The sequence below is a fragment of the Peribacillus frigoritolerans genome (assembly GCF_030676415.1).
GTDB lineage: Bacteria > Bacillota > Bacilli > Bacillales > DSM-1321 > Peribacillus > Peribacillus frigoritolerans_A.
Genome location: NZ_JAUUTW010000028.1, coordinates 1 through 15,277 on the forward strand (window position 1 = coordinate 1; position 15,277 = coordinate 15,277).

20 protein-coding genes are annotated in these 15,277 nt (G+C 41.7%); 15 read left to right on the forward strand and 5 right to left on the reverse strand.

Annotated elements, in window-relative coordinates:
• Positions 1 to 198, forward strand: a 198-nt coding sequence (locus Q8G36_RS21530) for a hypothetical protein (RefSeq protein ID WP_305161917.1), incomplete at its 5' end; no start/stop codon positions are given.
• Here Q8G36_RS21530 and pssA read toward each other — a convergent pair.
• Positions 160 to 699 (reverse strand): CDP-diacylglycerol--serine O-phosphatidyltransferase, encoded by a 540-nt coding sequence (pssA, locus tag Q8G36_RS21535; RefSeq protein WP_305161918.1) that lies wholly within the window; start codon positions 697 to 699, stop codon positions 160 to 162. The genes Q8G36_RS21530 and pssA overlap by 39 nt on opposite strands.
• 136 nt (positions 700 to 835) lie before the next feature.
• On the opposite strand from pssA, the gene Q8G36_RS21540 reads away from it, so the two are divergent.
• On the forward strand, positions 836 to 1,621 hold the full coding sequence (locus tag Q8G36_RS21540; protein WP_305161919.1) for a phosphatidylserine decarboxylase: 786 nt from the start codon (positions 836 to 838) through the stop codon (positions 1,619 to 1,621).
• A 52-nt stretch (positions 1,622 to 1,673) separates the two neighbouring features.
• Here the strand turns inward: Q8G36_RS21540 and Q8G36_RS21545 are convergent, their stop codons facing one another.
• Positions 1,674 to 1,814 carry a sporulation histidine kinase inhibitor Sda gene (locus Q8G36_RS21545; protein ID WP_034311351.1) on the reverse strand — a complete coding sequence of 47 codons (141 nt, stop codon included), beginning with the start codon at positions 1,812 to 1,814 and terminating at the stop codon, positions 1,674 to 1,676.
• A gap of 465 nt (positions 1,815 to 2,279) precedes the next feature.
• Between Q8G36_RS21545 and Q8G36_RS21550 the strand changes: the two genes are divergently transcribed.
• Genes Q8G36_RS21550 through Q8G36_RS21585 form a run of 8 tightly spaced genes read left to right on the forward strand, consistent with a single transcriptional unit; the run spans position 2,280 to position 7,293 of the window.
• Positions 2,280 to 2,801, forward strand: a complete 522-nt coding sequence (locus Q8G36_RS21550; protein WP_192205677.1) for a YqeG family HAD IIIA-type phosphatase — start codon at positions 2,280 to 2,282, stop codon at positions 2,799 to 2,801.
• A complete protein-coding gene (gene yqeH, locus Q8G36_RS21555) occupies positions 2,798 to 3,907 on the forward strand; it encodes a ribosome biogenesis GTPase YqeH (protein ID WP_370694100.1) in 1,110 nt (369 codons plus the stop codon). The genes Q8G36_RS21550 and yqeH overlap by 4 nt, the downstream gene beginning before the upstream one ends.
• Before the next feature lie 20 nt (positions 3,908 to 3,927).
• The gene (aroE, locus tag Q8G36_RS21560; RefSeq protein WP_305161921.1) at positions 3,928 to 4,770 is read left to right on the forward strand and encodes a shikimate dehydrogenase; all 843 of its coding nucleotides are present in this window, start codon (positions 3,928 to 3,930) and stop codon (positions 4,768 to 4,770) included.
• The gene (gene yhbY, locus Q8G36_RS21565; RefSeq protein ID WP_305161922.1) at positions 4,764 to 5,054 is read left to right on the forward strand and encodes a ribosome assembly RNA-binding protein YhbY; all 291 of its coding nucleotides are present in this window, start codon (positions 4,764 to 4,766) and stop codon (positions 5,052 to 5,054) included. The genes aroE and yhbY overlap by 7 nt, the downstream gene beginning before the upstream one ends.
• A gap of 11 nt (positions 5,055 to 5,065) precedes the next feature.
• On the forward strand, positions 5,066 to 5,635 hold the full coding sequence (locus tag Q8G36_RS21570; protein ID WP_098369749.1) for a nicotinate-nucleotide adenylyltransferase: 570 nt from the start codon (positions 5,066 to 5,068) through the stop codon (positions 5,633 to 5,635).
• Positions 5,625 to 6,197: a bis(5'-nucleosyl)-tetraphosphatase (symmetrical) YqeK gene (gene yqeK / locus Q8G36_RS21575; protein WP_305161923.1), complete on the forward strand. Its 573-nt coding sequence runs from the start codon at positions 5,625 to 5,627 to the stop codon at positions 6,195 to 6,197. The genes Q8G36_RS21570 and yqeK overlap by 11 nt, the downstream gene beginning before the upstream one ends.
• Entirely contained in the window at positions 6,197 to 6,553 is a 357-nt protein-coding gene (gene rsfS, locus Q8G36_RS21580; RefSeq protein WP_034308569.1) for a ribosome silencing factor, read from the forward strand. Before yqeK ends, rsfS begins: the two co-directional genes overlap by 1 nt.
• Positions 6,550 to 7,293, forward strand: coding sequence for a class I SAM-dependent DNA methyltransferase (locus Q8G36_RS21585; RefSeq protein ID WP_305161924.1), 744 nt, complete (start codon positions 6,550 to 6,552; stop codon positions 7,291 to 7,293). The genes rsfS and Q8G36_RS21585 overlap by 4 nt, the downstream gene beginning before the upstream one ends.
• A gap of 102 nt (positions 7,294 to 7,395) precedes the next feature.
• Here the strand turns inward: Q8G36_RS21585 and comER are convergent, their stop codons facing one another.
• Positions 7,396 to 8,226, reverse strand: coding sequence for a late competence protein ComER (gene comER / locus Q8G36_RS21590; protein WP_305161925.1), 831 nt, complete (start codon positions 8,224 to 8,226; stop codon positions 7,396 to 7,398).
• A 110-nt stretch (positions 8,227 to 8,336) separates the two neighbouring features.
• Here comER and Q8G36_RS21595 point away from each other — a divergent pair, with 110 nt between their 5' ends.
• The 3 genes from Q8G36_RS21595 (at position 8,337) to Q8G36_RS21605 (ending at position 11,935) form a co-directional block, all read left to right on the forward strand.
• The gene (locus tag Q8G36_RS21595) at positions 8,337 to 8,972 is read left to right on the forward strand and encodes a helix-hairpin-helix domain-containing protein (protein WP_305161926.1); all 636 of its coding nucleotides are present in this window, start codon (positions 8,337 to 8,339) and stop codon (positions 8,970 to 8,972) included.
• Between the two features lie 78 nt (positions 8,973 to 9,050).
• A complete protein-coding gene (locus Q8G36_RS21600) occupies positions 9,051 to 9,611 on the forward strand; it encodes a ComE operon protein 2 (protein ID WP_305161927.1) in 561 nt (186 codons plus the stop codon).
• 17 nt (positions 9,612 to 9,628) lie between these two features.
• Positions 9,629 to 11,935, forward strand: coding sequence for a DNA internalization-related competence protein ComEC/Rec2 (locus Q8G36_RS21605; protein WP_305161928.1), 2,307 nt, complete (start codon positions 9,629 to 9,631; stop codon positions 11,933 to 11,935).
• Between the two features lie 79 nt (positions 11,936 to 12,014).
• Here the strand turns inward: Q8G36_RS21605 and Q8G36_RS21610 are convergent, their stop codons facing one another.
• On the reverse strand, positions 12,015 to 12,149 hold the full coding sequence (locus Q8G36_RS21610; RefSeq protein ID WP_034308559.1) for a YqzM family protein: 135 nt from the start codon (positions 12,147 to 12,149) through the stop codon (positions 12,015 to 12,017).
• Between the two features lie 342 nt (positions 12,150 to 12,491).
• Here Q8G36_RS21610 and holA point away from each other — a divergent pair, with 342 nt between their 5' ends.
• Positions 12,492 to 13,505: a DNA polymerase III subunit delta gene (gene holA, locus Q8G36_RS21615; protein ID WP_305161929.1), complete on the forward strand. Its 1,014-nt coding sequence runs from the start codon at positions 12,492 to 12,494 to the stop codon at positions 13,503 to 13,505.
• An 89-nt stretch (positions 13,506 to 13,594) separates the two neighbouring features.
• Here holA and rpsT read toward each other — a convergent pair whose 3' ends face one another.
• The gene (gene rpsT / locus Q8G36_RS21620) at positions 13,595 to 13,861 is read right to left on the reverse strand and encodes a 30S ribosomal protein S20 (protein ID WP_034308554.1); all 267 of its coding nucleotides are present in this window, start codon (positions 13,859 to 13,861) and stop codon (positions 13,595 to 13,597) included.
• Between the two features lie 286 nt (positions 13,862 to 14,147).
• Here rpsT and gpr point away from each other — a divergent pair, with 286 nt between their 5' ends.
• Positions 14,148 to 15,266 (forward strand): GPR endopeptidase, encoded by a 1,119-nt coding sequence (gene gpr, locus Q8G36_RS21625; RefSeq protein WP_305161930.1) that lies wholly within the window; start codon positions 14,148 to 14,150, stop codon positions 15,264 to 15,266.
• The last annotated feature ends 11 nt before the right edge of the window (positions 15,267 to 15,277 follow it).

Genomic DNA, 15,277 nt, shown 5'->3' on the forward strand with positions numbered 1-15,277 from the left:
GAAAGCCGAGGAGGCTCCCCGACCGCCCGCGGAAAGCGAGTGCCTGGAGTGGAAATCAACGTCCAAATTGTACAAGCCATAAAAATAGACAAACTCGATTTTCATCGAGTTTGTCTACAGTCTGAGCGGATGTCCGGTTTAGGACATCCGCTTTCTTATTTAAACTTTCTTCATTTTAAATGGACTGACCATAAATAATGATAATATAATCATGAGGGATAAGAAAAAGACCGGATGGAAATACGGAATGGCTAGATAACTTAAAGTAGCGATGCAGCCCGCAACCGTAATCGGCACTCCTGTAAAATATCCATTGCTTTCACTAATATTGAAGCGGGCGAGACGAAATGCGCCACAGCCAATATAGAAAACCGTGAAGAGTGTGCCAGGTGCTCCGAATTCTATTAATATTCCTTGGTATAATAATAGAGCTGGTGCGACGCCAAAGGATATGATGTCACACATGGAATCAAGTTGCTTACCCAATTCCGATTCAATGTTGAATTTCCGTGCAACCATACCGTCAAAGCGATCTGCAAGGGCAGCCAGGAAGATTAAAAGCAGGCTTAAATTCAATTGGCCGTGCATCACGGCAATTATCGCAAATCCACCGAGGGATAAATTCATTAAAGTAAGTATATTTGCTGTTTGTGCTTTCACTTTTTTAATGGTTTGATCTAGGGCGTGTAATAAAAACATCTTTTCACTCCTTTCAAATGAAACAAATTAAAACAAAATATAGTAAACATAAGTATTTATTATATAATAATATTTTACTTAACACAATTTATGCAAGAGATTTTTAGAATAATTTTACAATTTGGAGTGGTATTATTTGTTTCAGTCTTTGTATCGCATTCTTATTGAACTGACGAATGGTCAGTATTCATCAGGTTTATTAAAGCATTTTAGCCAATCTCGTTGGAGCAGGCCCTTAATTTTACTTTATGTAAAAACATTCAATCTTAATCAACAGGAATTTGGTAAGGAGTTAAAAGCTTATACCAATCTGCACGAGCTATTTACAAGGCAGTTAAAGGCGGACGCCAGACCCATTACGGCAGTTCCTTCTGCGGTAGCTTGTCCTGTGGACGGTGTTCTTGAGGATTCAGGGGAGATACGCGCTGATAAAAAGATCGTCGTTAAGGGTAAGATATATTCAATGGAGGAAATGCTCGGGGATGAGCTTTTCTTGGAAAAGTACTTAGGCGGCAAATATCTCGTGTTATACTTAAGCCCGAGTCATTACCATAGGATCCATGCACCAATCAAGGGTTCCGTAATCAAACGTTGGACCCTTGGAAGGAAATCGTACCCCGTTAATAAATGGGGGATGAAATATGGAAAAGAGCCTTTATCAAAAAATTATCGGACAATAACTGAACTTCAAAATGAAGCGGGAAATCTGGCAATGGTGAAAGTCGGGGCCATGTTCATAAATTCGATCGTCATTACTGATGAATCGGATGAATTGGAAAAAGGACAGGAATTTTCTTATTTCAGCTTTGGGTCCACAGTGGTGCTCCTTTTTGAAAAAGGAAGTTTTGAACTGGAAGGAAACATATCCATTCCCGCAGATGTCCGTGTGGGTGAAACAATCGGATTCATGAGAGCGGTCTAACTTCAAATGAAAATAAGAGGCTGACATTTGATGTCAGCCTATGTATTTCATATTAAAAGATTGATCGGATTTTATGTGTCAGGGATCTTCGATGAATTTCCGTTTCTATGAGGCGGATGAAATCGGTACTCAACTTTAAATTCTGTGCTTTAAAATAGGATTCAAGCAACAGGTCATCAGATAGTTTTTGCATCAGAAAGCCATTTACGGCTGCTCACCTCCAGTAGGGATTGCGGGGAATAATTTGGTGTTTACTTGCATATATTGATAAGTCTTCCTTGATGTACCCCTACTGTATCAGAAATAAACGTGGAGAACAATCGTTCTGTTATCCACAGTTAAAAGTGGATAACCTGTGGTTAAGTTGTTTACAAGGTGAACGAAATGGTGCACATCAGTATGGAAAATGTTAGTAAAGTTATCCACAGGTTGAATAAATGAAATTTTTGTCGAAATCTTTTATGAATAATTAGTTCTTTGGTTCTGGTCTGCCTGCAAATTTCCCATTATTTAATGAAAAATGCCTTTCCATATCAGAAAACATACATTATGATGTTTCTTTACCGTCAGCCCTCCTTTCCTAATTTTTTTTGAAAGTGAGCTGAAAATTCGATATGATGGAGACGGTAAATTTTAATGAAAATATAGAGGTGTCAATATGCTTAAATTATTTTTGCCGAGTGAACATGTTAAAAGCATTTTTAATATAGATCCTCAAGAATTGAAAAAAAGAGGGATTAAGGGAGTCATTACCGATTTGGATAATACTCTCGTTGAATGGGACAGGCCAACTGCCACCCCCGATTTAATCAAATGGTTCGACAATATGCGGGATCATGGGATTTTAGTGACGATTGTTTCCAATAATAATGAAAATCGGGTTCGGGCTTTTTCCGATCCGCTTCACATTCCGTTTATCTTCCAGGCCAGAAAACCGATGGCAAGGGCTTTCCATAAAGCCCGTAAGACAATGGGATTGAAATTAGAAGAAACGGTGGTAATCGGCGATCAGTTATTGACGGATGTATTGGGAGGGAACAGAGGCGGGTTTCATACGATCTTAGTGCTCCCTGTCGCACAAACCGACGAATTCAGAACAAGGATCAATCGTTATTTTGAAAGAAAGATCATGGCGTTTTTTAAACGAAAAGGAATGATAGAATGGGAGGATCACAATTGAACAATCATCAAGAATTAGTGTGCATCGGCTGCGGTGTGAAGGTCCAGACTGAAGATCCGAAGGAATTGGGCTTTGCCCCTAAATCAGCTCTGGAAAAAGAGAGCATCGTTTGTCAGCGCTGCTTTAAATTGAAACATTATAACGAAGTTCAGGATGTTTCCTTAACAGACGATGACTTCTTGAAAATCTTGAATAAAGTAGGCGAAACCGACTCTTTAATCGTCAAAATCGTCGATATTTTTGATTTCAATGGAAGCTGGCTCCCTGGCCTGCATCGATTTGTCGGAAGAAATGATGTTCTTCTGATTGGAAACAAGGTGGATTTATTGCCTAAATCCGTAAAACCGAACAAGTTGATCAATTGGATGAAGCAATCGTCCAAGGAATTGGGTCTTAACCCGGTTGATGTCCTGCTTGTCAGTGCGGAAAAAGGAAAGCACATACTTGAAGCGGCTGAGGCGATTGAACGGTATCGCAGAGGTAAAGATGTCTATGTGGTGGGCTGTACGAATGTAGGGAAATCGACTTTCATCAACCGTCTTATAAAAGAAGTGAGCGGTGAAGCGGATATCATCACGACTTCCCACTTCCCGGGAACTACCTTGGATATGATCGAAATTCCTTTGGATGATGAACAGGCATTGATCGATACTCCAGGAATCATTAATCATCATCAAATGGCTCACTATGTGGACAAACGGGACTTCAAGGTGATTATGCCGAAAAAGGAAATCAAGCCGAGAGTGTACCAACTGAATGAAGGGCAGACGCTATTTTTCGGAGGGTTGGCCCGGTTGGACTATGTATCAGGCGGAAGGCGTTCACTGACTTGCTACCTTTCGAATGAATTGAATATTCACCGTACGAAACTGGAAAATGCCGATGAATTGTATAAAAACCATGCCGGGGAATTACTGACGCCTCCACGGCCTGAACAAATCGAGGAGTTTCCGAAGCTGATTCCACATGAATTCTCCTTGAAAGATGGTAAAATGGATATTGTGTTTTCTGGTCTTGGCTGGGTGACGGTCAATGAGCCAGGAGCGAAAATCGTTGCACATGTTCCAAAGGGCGTCAATGTGATCGTTCGCAAATCATTAATCTAAATATAGGGGTCGTCTAGTCTATGAAAAAGATATATGGGGTAATGGGAGATCCAATTGCACATTCGATGTCACCGGACATTCATAATGATGCATTTGAAAAAGAAAATATAGAAGCGGTTTATCATCATTTTCATGTGACACCTGAGCGTTTGAACGATGCCGTGAAAGGCATGAAAGCCCTTGGTATAGAAGGGTTTAACATCACGATTCCTCATAAGGCTTCCATCATCCCTTTCCTTGATGAAGTGGATGAACTGGCCCTTGCGATCGGGGCAGTTAATACGGTTGTTAACAAAAATGGTCGGTTTATAGGGTATAATACAGACGGAAAAGGATTTTTTAAATCTTTATGCGATGAAATATCAGGTGACATCAAGGCTAAAAAAACGTTAGTGATCGGAGCGGGCGGTGCTGCGCGTGCGATTTATTTTACCCTCGTAAAAGAAGGGGTAAAGCAAGTTGATATTGCAAACCGGACAAAGGAAAGAGCGGCCCAGCTTGTTTCTGATTGCCCATATGATAAAGTATCGAAGGCACTCTCGATTATCGAAGCGGAAGAAAGCTTATCACAATATGATTTAATCATCCAAACGACTTCTTCTGGAATGAGTCCCGAATTGGATCATTCACCGTTAAAGGTCGACCAGCTTAAAACCGGTGCAATTGTCAGTGATATCATCTATAACCCTCTGCAAACCAAGCTGCTGCGTGAAGCAGGGGAAAAAGGGGCGGAAACGCAAAATGGTCTGGGGATGTTCATCAACCAGGCCGCGCTCGCATTTGAGATATGGACAGGCATTATGCCGGATACAGCAAGAATGACAGATATTGTCTTGAACAAACTAGGAGGTAACACATGTTAACAGGAAAACAGAAAAGATTTTTACGATCAAAGGCCCATCACCTCAATCCAATTTTTCAAGTTGGTAAAGGCGGCGTCAATGATAATCTCATCAAGCAAATTGGTGAGGCGCTTGAAGTACGTGAATTAATTAAGGTCAGCATCCTGCAAAACTGTGAAGAGGACCGCAATAATGTGGGACTTTCTTTATCAAAAGGTGCACGTGCGGAATTGGTTCAGATTATCGGCAACACTATTGTGCTGTATAAAGAATCAAAAGAAAACAAACAACTTAATTTACCTTAAGGAACCTATCTATGAAAAAAATTGGAATTCTTGGCGGTACATTCAATCCTCCGCATATCGGGCATTTAATTATAGCGAATGAAGTGCTGGATGCCCTTGAGCTAGATGAAATCAGGTTCATGCCAAATCACGTTCCTCCACATAAGGAAAAATCGGAGGAAGTAACCGATATGGACAGGTTGGCCATGCTGGAAAACGCGATAGCCGGAAACCCATCTTTTTATATTGAGGGTATTGAAATAGAAAGAAAAGGCACATCTTATACGTATGACACAATAAAATTGCTGAAAGAACTTGAGCCAACCAATGAGTTTTATTTCATAATTGGCGCAGATATGATTGAGTACTTACCGAATTGGCACCGTATCGACGAGCTGGTGCATATGGTCAATTTCGTCGGGGTGAAGCGCCCTGGATATAATGAAAAGACCGTATACCCAATCACGATGGTGAAAGTCCCCCAGATGTTCATTTCGTCTTCCATGATACGAAGGAAGTTAAGAACGGGGAAAACCGTGAAATATTTAATAGCAGATCCAGTGGTGAAGTATATTAAAGGGAATGGTTTATATGAATCGTGAGCAAGCATTGGCGCTGGTAAAAGAACAAATCACCGAGCACAGGTACATTCATACCTTGGGTGTGGTCGAGTCAGCGATTGAACTTGCTGAACGGTATGGTGCCGACGTCAAAAAAGCGGAACTGGCAGCCATTTTCCATGATTATGCAAAATTTCGTCCAAAAGAGGAAATGGAGCAAATTATAATCGCTGAAAAAATGGACCCGGCGTTACTTGAATACAATATGGAGCTGTGGCACGCTCCTGTCGGGGCTTATTTGGTGAAAAAGGAAGCTGGCATTCAGGACGCTGAAATCTTGGATGCGATTGCCTATCACACGTCTGGCAGGGTTGGCATGAGCCTTTTGGATAAAGTCATATACCTTGCTGACTATATTGAGCCGGGACGTTCTTTTCCCGGTGTCGACGAAGTCAGGCAGACAGCAAAGCAGAATTTGGATCATGCTGTCATCCAGGCTTTAAGGAATACAGTTGTTTTTTTAATGAAAAGAAATCAGGCAATTTACCCTGACACATTTAAGACATATAATGATTTAATCATGAATTTGAAGGAGAAGATGTAATGACTGAACGTGAACTTCTTGTAATTGCAGCAAAAGCGGCGGATGATAAAAGAGCGGAGGATATCGTGGCATTGAACATGCAAGGTATTTCCCTTGTAGCGGATTACTTTTTGATCTGCCACGGTAACTCTGAAAAACAAGTACAAGCAATAGCTCGTGAAATGAAGAGCAAAGCTGATGAATCAGGAATCAATGTAAAACGTCTTGAAGGATTTGACGAGGCGAAATGGGTGCTTGTGGATCTTGGCGATGTAGTGGCCCATATTTTCCATAAAGATGAAAGAAACTACTATAACCTCGAACGTTTATGGGGAGATGCACCTTTTGAAGATCTAGAGAGTGAACTGACTTCATGACTTACGAACGCTTTGCCTATGTATACGATGAATTGATGAAGGACGCACCTTATGAAAAATGGCTGATGATCCTTACGGCGAAGCTGGAACAGTTTGGAATTGGTGGAAGGAAAGTCCTGGATTTAGCGTGTGGAACCGGGGAAATGACCGTTGAATTGGCGCAACACGGATTCGAAGTCACCGGCGTGGATTTATCTGATGAAATGCTTCTTGTTGCTAATGAAAAAGCGGGTAAGCTTGGATTATCGATTCCGTTTTTCCAGCAGAATATGGCAGAACTCGAGGGACTTGGCCAATTTGATTGTGTCACGATTTTTTGTGATTCGCTGAACTACCTTCGCGATGAGGAGGATATAGTCAAGACGTTCAGCCGGGTTCATGAGCATTTGAAGGATGGCGGATTATTCTTGTTTGATATCCATTCCATTTATAAAATGGAAGAAATCTTTCGTGATAACACGTTTGCTGTCAATGGAGAAGAAGTATCCTATATATGGGACTGCTTCCCGGGTGAAGAACCTTACAGTGTGGAACATGATTTAAGTTTTTTCGTAAGGGACGATGAAAGCGGTCTGTATGACCGATTTGATGAGTTGCATTATCAACGGACCTATCCGGTTGAACAATATAAAAAGTGGTTGGAGCAAGCAGGTTTTACGGTTTCTGAGATTATGGCGGATCTTGAAGAAGCACCGCTTGTAACGGAAACCGAAAGAATCTTGTTTGTAGCGAGTAAATGATAAAGAGGTCAAGAATCTCCATCGTACATCACACGTGCGAGTGGAGGTCTGACCTCTTCTTTTTTTTATTTTAAGAAGGAAATGAGATATGGATTACGAATATTAATAAGGATGGCCGAACTGCTTTTCAACTTCGTGAAGATCCTCTGCAAACTTTTCGTGTGTCGCTTGAAAAAGATGATGGAACATTTCCCCGGTTTCAGCTTCTAAAACCTTGATCCCCTCACCCGTTATTCCACCCTTTACACATACCTTTTCCTGCAAGGTCGGCAATGTATAAACTCCTTTACCAAGCAGTTCCCCTAAGCCAACCAGCATGTTTTCAGTCAAAGTCGTAGCGGTTTCCTTATCTATCTTCGTCGTTTGGCAAGCCGCGTCAATAAAAGCCTGTGCCAAATAGCTGAAGAAGGCAGGACCGCAGCTGACGATATCGGAAGCTACCCGGGTGATATCATTTTCAATGATGACCGGTGCCGAAATGGCGGAGGCCAAATCAAATAAAGCGGACACTTTCTCCTTACTGCAGCTCTTGCTGAAACTCAGTAACGATACCCCTGAACCCACACGGTTCGTTATGCTCGGGATAAAACGGGCACAGGGGGCATTTACTGCCGATTCAAGCTGGGAGACTGAAACCGGGCTTGTTATGGAAATAACCAGCTGATCCCTTTTTATATGATGTTTGATGCCTTGTAATAGGCTGTTAATTTGCAATGGTTTTACACAGAGAAAGATAAAGTCCGCTTGTTGGACGATTTCGGCTGCGCTTTCCGCAACCTTGATACCGGGGTGTTTCTCTTTCAGCACCCATGCTTTGGAAAGCGTGCGATTTGTAATGATTAGATCTGCCGGATTCAATATTTTTGCCTCCAGCCATGCCTCGATTAAAATGGTGCCCATATTTCCGGTTCCGATAACACCGATTTTCTTCATTTCCAATTAACTCCTCTCACTTAAAGCGATTGATTCTCCTAGAAACACTATGTATTTTTAATCTGTCCTATGACAATGTATCGTGCGAAATCCAACAAGGAGGTAAAAAAATGGAGGGAATTTCAAAAAAGAAAATGACGATGATTAGCGTTGCCGTGGCAGTTGTGGCAGCGGGCATTTACTTCTTTTTACAACAAGGGGGAGATCCGGCTGATACGGAAGATATATTTTCCATTACGCCAAAAGAAGCTGAAATCGAACAAAGTGAAAATGAAACGCCAGCCGAACCTGAGATCATTAAAGTAGACGTTAAAGGGGCGGTCAAGTCCCCAGGCATATTTACTGCACAGACAGGTGACCGGGTGATCGATTTGATTTCGGCTGCAGGCAGTTTTACGGATAAGGCTGATAAGGATAAAGTGAATTTTGCCCAAATCGCTGAAGACCAAATGGTCATTTATGTTCCGGAAATAGGTGAAGAAGACAAAGGGAACTTGGAGAATATACAAGTCGGGCCGTCTGGTGATGCCGTTTCTGGGGGGACGTCAGGAGGACTGGTGAACTTGAATACAGCTACACAGGAAGATTTGGAAACCTTGACGGGAATTGGACCATCCAAAGCGAATGCGATCCTGGAATACAGGGAAACGGCAGGAAAATTCAAGGAGGTCGATGACTTGAAGAAGGTAACGGGAATCGGCGATAAAGTGTTTGAAAGGTTACGGGATTCCATTTCGGTGAAATGAATGATTGAATATGCTACACAAATGGACAGGAAGAGGGTAAAATTGAAGAAAATCATTCTAGTGGTAAGGGGATACAACATGAACAGAATTAGTTGGGATCAATATTTCATGGCGCAAAGCCATTTATTAGCTTTAAGAAGCACATGTACACGCCTCACTGTAGGGGCGACCATCGTCCGGGATAACCGAATCATTGCGGGGGGATATAATGGGTCCATTGCGGGAGGGACGCATTGTATTGATGACGGCTGTTATGTAATGGATAATCATTGTGTTAGAACGATACACGCAGAAATGAATGCACTTTTACAATGCGCGAAATTTGGGGTGCCGACTGATGGGGCAGAAATATATGTGACGCATTTTCCGTGTCTTCCGTGCTGTAAATCACTCATCCAAGCTGGCATCAAGGCTGTTTATTATGCCGAGGATTACAAAAATCATCCATATGCCCTCGAATTATTTAAACAGGCTGGTGTCAAGACCGAGAAGGTTGAAGCAAAAGGGGCCATCGATGTTAATGGAAAACAAAAAAAGGACTTTGTATTCTCATTGCTAGCTCAACTTGAACGAACAGGCCTGGAAAAAGAAGATTTATTGGCGCTGGAAAAGCAGGCCAATCAGATATTTGAAAATTAAATAGGACGGGGGCAGGCATGGCTAGACATCTTATCTTACTAGCCGTTTCGGCCACATTTGGTGTTACGGCCCATTCTTTTTTTAATGCAAGGCTGCTGATCATTATCCTTATTTTTCTCTGTTTCCTTTATTTTTCGGTGGGGTTAAGTGTAAAGGCCCTTAGTTTTCATTTGGTGATCATGGGGATATTTTTAGGGGCCGCCTCCTTCTCCGATCACCGAAACAAAACTGCCTATCATGGAACGGAAAGCCAATTTATCATCACATTTACCGACCAACCGAATATAGATGGAAATTCATTAAAAGGATTCGTGGGCAGTGAGAAAGGCGAACGGCTAGTGCTTCGTTATAAAATCACCACCGAATTGGAACAGGAAAAGCTGAGTCGGTTTCTGCGAATCGGTTTATCATGTCCGGCTGAAGGGACATTGCAAATTTCCGACAAAAACAGGAATGAAAACAGTTTCGATTACCAGCGTTATCTTTTCCGCCAAGGCACCCATTGGATATTCAAAGCGGATTCCATTTCATTTCAAGAATGCAAAGTGGTTGGAAACTCGATTCTAGTTTCGATTCGTAATTTGCGCATGAAGGGAATTACGTATATTAGAGAACACTTTCCGGAAGAATCGAGCGGTTTTGTCACAGCTCTCATATTCGGCGACCAGACATATATAGATGAAGGCGACCTTACTAATTATCAGCGGTTGGGTCTGGTTCATTTACTGGCGATTTCCGGTCTTCATGTCAGTTTTTTAACGGGGATGTTATTTTACTTCGGCATCAGGGTTGGAATTACACGGGAAAGAATGATGGTGGCCATCTTATTCTTCCTTCCGGTTTACATGTTACTTTCAGGTGCCAGTCCATCTGTGGTGAGATCCTGTTTAATGGCTATGCTCTTCTTTCTACTCCTGCTATTCAAGAAGCGGATCTCGGCGGGTGCCGCAATCGGATCGACTTATTTGGCATTATTGTTTTTTCGGCCTAATATGCTCTATGATATAGGTTTTCAGCTTTCATTCGCAGTCACTTTCTCCATTGTCATGTCTTCAAGCATTTTCTTACAATATCCTAAGAAAACAACGCAGCTATTCATCATCAGTTCCATCTGCCAATTGGCAGCCCTTCCGATTTTGCTTTTTCACTTTTTTGAAGTATCCTTTCTTGGCGTGTTTCTGAACGTATTGTATGTTCCGCTTTATTCCATCATATTGCTGCCATTTTCACTGATTTCCCTCCTTATTCATTTATTACTGCCTTCCTTGGGGCAACCCCTCATTTCATTATTGAATTTCACATTCGTACTCTGCAATAAAGCCGCGGATGCCGCATCGGGTTTGCCGCTGGCCTCCATTCCGTTTGGAAAACCATCTTTCAGCATAATGGCATTACTTGTTATTTCCCTTTTGGGGTTATACCTGACTTGGGATGTAGCTTTTGAAAAAAGTAAAACCTGGTGCGGAATAATTATTGTCCTTTTACTGTTTCAATATAATTTACAAAGGTTCTCGCCTTTTGGTGAAGTGCAGATCATCGACGTTGGACAAGGTGACTCCATTTTAATTATCCTGCCGTTCAATCGCGGTAATTATTTGATTGATACGGGTGGGCAAATTACATTTCCAATCGAAACGTGGGCAAAAAAGCGAAAGAAGTTCAACACCGCGGATGATATCATTATTCCATTATTGAAAAGTAAGGGAATCCACCAATTGGACAAACTCATTTTAACCCATCCGGATACAGATCATATGGGAAGTGCAAAAGAATTAATTGAAAATTTTAAAGTTGGGGAGATCATCATTGGAGGCTGGAGTGAAGAGCATTACAGGGATATGGATTTTGTGTCCATGGCAAGAGATAAAAAAATGAAAATGACTGTCCTGAAAAGGGGGAACCATTGGGTGGCGGGAGGAGCGCCGTTTGCTGTGCTAAGTCCATATGAGAAAGAAGATAATAAGAATGATTCATCCATAGTTCTATTCATGGAGCTTGGTGGATTGTCATGGTTATTAACTGGCGATATGGGAGAAGAAGGGGAAAGGGAACTATTGAACACATTTCCGCAGTTGCAGGTTGATATCTTGAAGGTTGGACACCATGGCAGTAAAACTTCTTCTTCCGCGCCCTTCCTTGAACAGCTACAGCCAAAAGCCGCGCTTATTTCCGTTGGAAAAAATAATGGCTACGGTCACCCTCACGGAGAAGTAATTGGGAATCTGGAGAGAAATGGCATAAAGGTGTTCAGGACGGACGAGGATGGTTCTATTATTTACAAGTATTACAAAAGCAGTGGAACCTTTCGGAAGACTCTCCCATAGTATGTAGAAAATCAAAAAGAAAGAGACTGCAGCGGCAGCCTCCATCAGGAAAAAAAATAAGTGCATGCAGTTAATGAAATCAGGATCCGACAGCTTTAATGACGACAGCTATGGTGAACATGGCAGCGAAAAATACAAAAGAACCGATGAATCCTATAGCGGAATCAGCGACGTCATCTGTCTTTGATTGAACATTCTTTTCGAATTCGTTCATTATTTACCCCTCCTATTTCTGCTAATAGTATAAAACATTACCAAAAAAAAATCTACAGGCTTCATTCCTTCATTTCCTTTACTGACAAGAGTTGTCACAAATAGTTTGGGATTTTGAGGTCAAAATAAAAGTACAAACAAAGCAAGTGAAAAAGAAAAGCTCATTTTTTGTTCTACATGAATACTCTACCCGCTTTCAAGGAAGATTACCCGGGCCTTTCTTGAAAGTGTTCATATAGATCCGGAATTAGCCCTTTTAAGGGCTAGTTCCCTTTATAGCTTGTCAAATGGTCCATCCACCTATACCATTAGAGAAGAATACATAGTAAAGAGGCGGATTCTATTGGTATTAGACGTTTGGAAAAGTATAAAAAAAGGGCAATTCGCGCCAGTGTACTTGTTATATGGGACGGAAGCCTATCTAATTAATGAAACGAAGCAGCTATTGATCGAGAATGTCCTTCACGAGGATGAGATGGATTTTAACTTTTCTCAATTTGATTTAGAAGAGACGCCTGTAGAAACTGCGCTTGAAGATGTCGAAACCCTCCCGTTTATCGGGGAAAGGCGCCTTGTTTTCATGCAAAACCCATTTTTTTTGACAGCTGAAAAAACGAAGTCAAGGGTTGAACATAATGTGAAAAGACTGGAAGCGTATTTGGCTGACCCGGTTCCTTATTCTATTGTCGTATTGACCGCACCTTATGAGAAACTGGATGAACGGAAAAAAATCACCAAGGAACTGAAGCGTAAGGCGGTTCTCGTTGAAGCGAAGAAGCTTGGTGATCATGAGTTAAAGGGGTGGGTGAAGGAGAGGGCCCAAGTTTCTTCAGTCCAAATAGATGAGCAGGCTATAGAGCATTTACTTGAACTTGCAGGAACGAATCTGATGATGCTGACGAATGAACTGGATAAAATGGTGCTTTATGCAGAAGCTGATAAACACATTACGGTCGAAGTAGTGGAAAAGCTGGTCGCTAAATCCCTTGAACAGAATATCTTCACGCTTGTTGATCATGTGTTACAGCGAAAGATGGAGAGTGCCATGACGATACTGCACGATCTTCTCAGGCAGAATGAAGAGCCAATCAAGATCTTGAGTGTCATGGCAGGTCAGGTCAGGCTCATGTATCAAGTGAAGGAGCTTTCCCGTCAGGGCTATAGCCAGCAAAAAATTGCGGGTCAACTGAAGGTGCACCCTTACAGGGTAAAGCTGGCCCTTGAAAAAACGGGGAAATTCCAGGAACGCGAGCTGTTGAGCATCATGAATGACTTAGCGGAAGCGGATTATAAAATGAAGACCGGCCAAGCCGATAAGGCAATCACGCTTGAGCTGCTGCTTTTAAAAATTAGATGATAAAAAAGGTGGCAGATATCCTGTCACCTTTTTTATGCAAAAAACGGCACAAAAAAAACGATCCGATTGGATCGTTTAATTTTTTGTCATTATGCGTTAAGAGCGTTAAGTCTTTTCGCTAAACGAGATTTTTTACGGGCTGCCGCATTTTTATGGATTAATCCTTTAGATGCAGCTTTGTCTAATTTCACAGCAGCTGTTAAAAGAGCTTCTTTAGCAGCTTCAACGTTTTCACCAGCTAATGCAACTTCAGCGTTTTTCACTGTAGTACGCATAGTTGATCTAACAGTAATGTTATGAACGCGTTTTTTGTCGTTGATTTTTACACGTTTAATAGCAGATTTAATGTTTGGCATTCCGTTCACCTCCTACAAAGAAATCGAGATTATATGAACTCGACTTTTCAAATCCATATCAAATAGCACAAGTGATATTCTATCAGAATGCTCATAAATATGCAATACTTCAGATTGAGAATCGAAAAGGAATTATAAAAGGAATTATAATTTCAGTAATAAATTCATCTCGTCATAATTCATTGTACCAAAAAAATGAATAATAAAAAAGTAAAAACGACAGAATGTTTAAGAGAGACTATGGAAATTACTAGATTAGATACAATTCATACATTAGGAGGCCGTTATGGAAAATAATTTGGACCTTAGTGAATACGGAATTCGGACAGATTTGGCGATTGAAGCAAAGGAAATTGCCCTTGAACATAAAGGTGTTGTAGAGGAAGTGGATGTGTCCCATATTGAAGGGGTCATAATTAAGGAAAAAGATGTGGATGATTTGAAGGTATCCTTAGTCGAGGTCACGGCTGAGGGGGAAAAAGAAATCGGAAAAAAACAGGGCAGCTATTTGACCATCGAGGTCCAGGGAATCCGCCAGCAGGATACGGAAACGCAGCAACGGGTGGAAAAGGTGTTTGCCAACGAACTGGCTTACTTCTTGAAACGGAATAAAATCACCAAGGAAAGCAGTTGTTTAGTTGTCGGACTTGGTAATTGGAATGTCACTCCCGATGCTCTGGGGCCTGCAGTCGTTGAGAACCTTGTAGTCACAAGACATTTGTTCGAATTGCAGCCTGAATCCGTCAAGGAAGGCTATCGGCCGGTCAGTGCGATTTCCCCCGGTGTTATGGGGATTACGGGAATCGAGACGAGTGACATCATAAAAGGAGTCATCGAAAAAAGTAACCCTGATTTCCTGATCGTCGTTGATGCATTGGCTGCCCGTTCGATCGATCGTGTGAATGCAACGATTCAAATTACGGATACAGGTATCCATCCAGGGTCTGGTGTAGGAAATAAACGTAAAGAATTAAGTCAGGCTACACTGGGAGTTCCAGTTATAGCAATTGGAATACCTACCGTCGTGGATGCCGTATCGATTGCAAGCGATACGATTGATTATATTTTGAAGCATTTTGGCAAGGAAATGAATGAAGGGGACAGACCATCACGTTCATTGGCACCTGCTGGATTCAGTTTTGGAAAGCGGACAAAGCTGACCGAAGAGGATATGCCGGGTGAAAAGGAACGCCAAACCTTCTTGGGAATGATAGGTGTCCTCCCTGATGAAGAGAAGCGGAAATTGATTTATGAGGTGCTTTCGCCACTTGGTCATAATTTAATGGTTACACCAAAAGAAGTAGATGTTTTCATTGAGGATATGGCCAATTTGATAGCTAATGGATTAAATGCAGCCCTGCATCATTCAATAAATCAAGATAATACCGGGTACTACACTCGTTAAATCATTTTCAG

Bases quoted from the DNA above. Each gene is read 5' to 3' on its own strand.
- pssA (WP_305161918.1), bottom strand. From the start codon at position 699: ATGTTTTTATTACACGCCCTAGATCAAACCATTAAAAAAGTGAAAGCA.
- Q8G36_RS21545 (WP_034311351.1), bottom strand. From the start codon at position 1,814: ATGCAAAAACTATCTGATGACCTGTTGCTTGAATCCTATTTTAAAGCA.
- Q8G36_RS21550 (WP_192205677.1), top strand. From the start codon at position 2,280: ATGCTTAAATTATTTTTGCCGAGTGAACATGTTAAAAGCATTTTTAAT.
- aroE (WP_305161921.1), top strand. From the start codon at position 3,928: ATGAAAAAGATATATGGGGTAATGGGAGATCCAATTGCACATTCGATG.
- yhbY (WP_305161922.1), top strand. From the start codon at position 4,764: ATGTTAACAGGAAAACAGAAAAGATTTTTACGATCAAAGGCCCATCAC.
- Q8G36_RS21570 (WP_098369749.1), top strand. From the start codon at position 5,066: ATGAAAAAAATTGGAATTCTTGGCGGTACATTCAATCCTCCGCATATC.
- yqeK (WP_305161923.1), top strand. From the start codon at position 5,625: ATGAATCGTGAGCAAGCATTGGCGCTGGTAAAAGAACAAATCACCGAG.
- rsfS (WP_034308569.1), top strand. From the start codon at position 6,197: ATGACTGAACGTGAACTTCTTGTAATTGCAGCAAAAGCGGCGGATGAT.
- Q8G36_RS21585 (WP_305161924.1), top strand. From the start codon at position 6,550: ATGACTTACGAACGCTTTGCCTATGTATACGATGAATTGATGAAGGAC.
- comER (WP_305161925.1), bottom strand. From the start codon at position 8,226: ATGAAGAAAATCGGTGTTATCGGAACCGGAAATATGGGCACCATTTTA.
- Q8G36_RS21595 (WP_305161926.1), top strand. From the start codon at position 8,337: ATGGAGGGAATTTCAAAAAAGAAAATGACGATGATTAGCGTTGCCGTG.
- Q8G36_RS21600 (WP_305161927.1), top strand. From the start codon at position 9,051: ATGAACAGAATTAGTTGGGATCAATATTTCATGGCGCAAAGCCATTTA.
- Q8G36_RS21605 (WP_305161928.1), top strand. From the start codon at position 9,629: ATGGCTAGACATCTTATCTTACTAGCCGTTTCGGCCACATTTGGTGTT.
- Q8G36_RS21610 (WP_034308559.1), bottom strand. From the start codon at position 12,149: ATGAACGAATTCGAAAAGAATGTTCAATCAAAGACAGATGACGTCGCT.
- rpsT (WP_034308554.1), bottom strand. From the start codon at position 13,861: ATGCCAAACATTAAATCTGCTATTAAACGTGTAAAAATCAACGACAAA.
- gpr (WP_305161930.1), top strand. From the start codon at position 14,148: ATGGAAAATAATTTGGACCTTAGTGAATACGGAATTCGGACAGATTTG.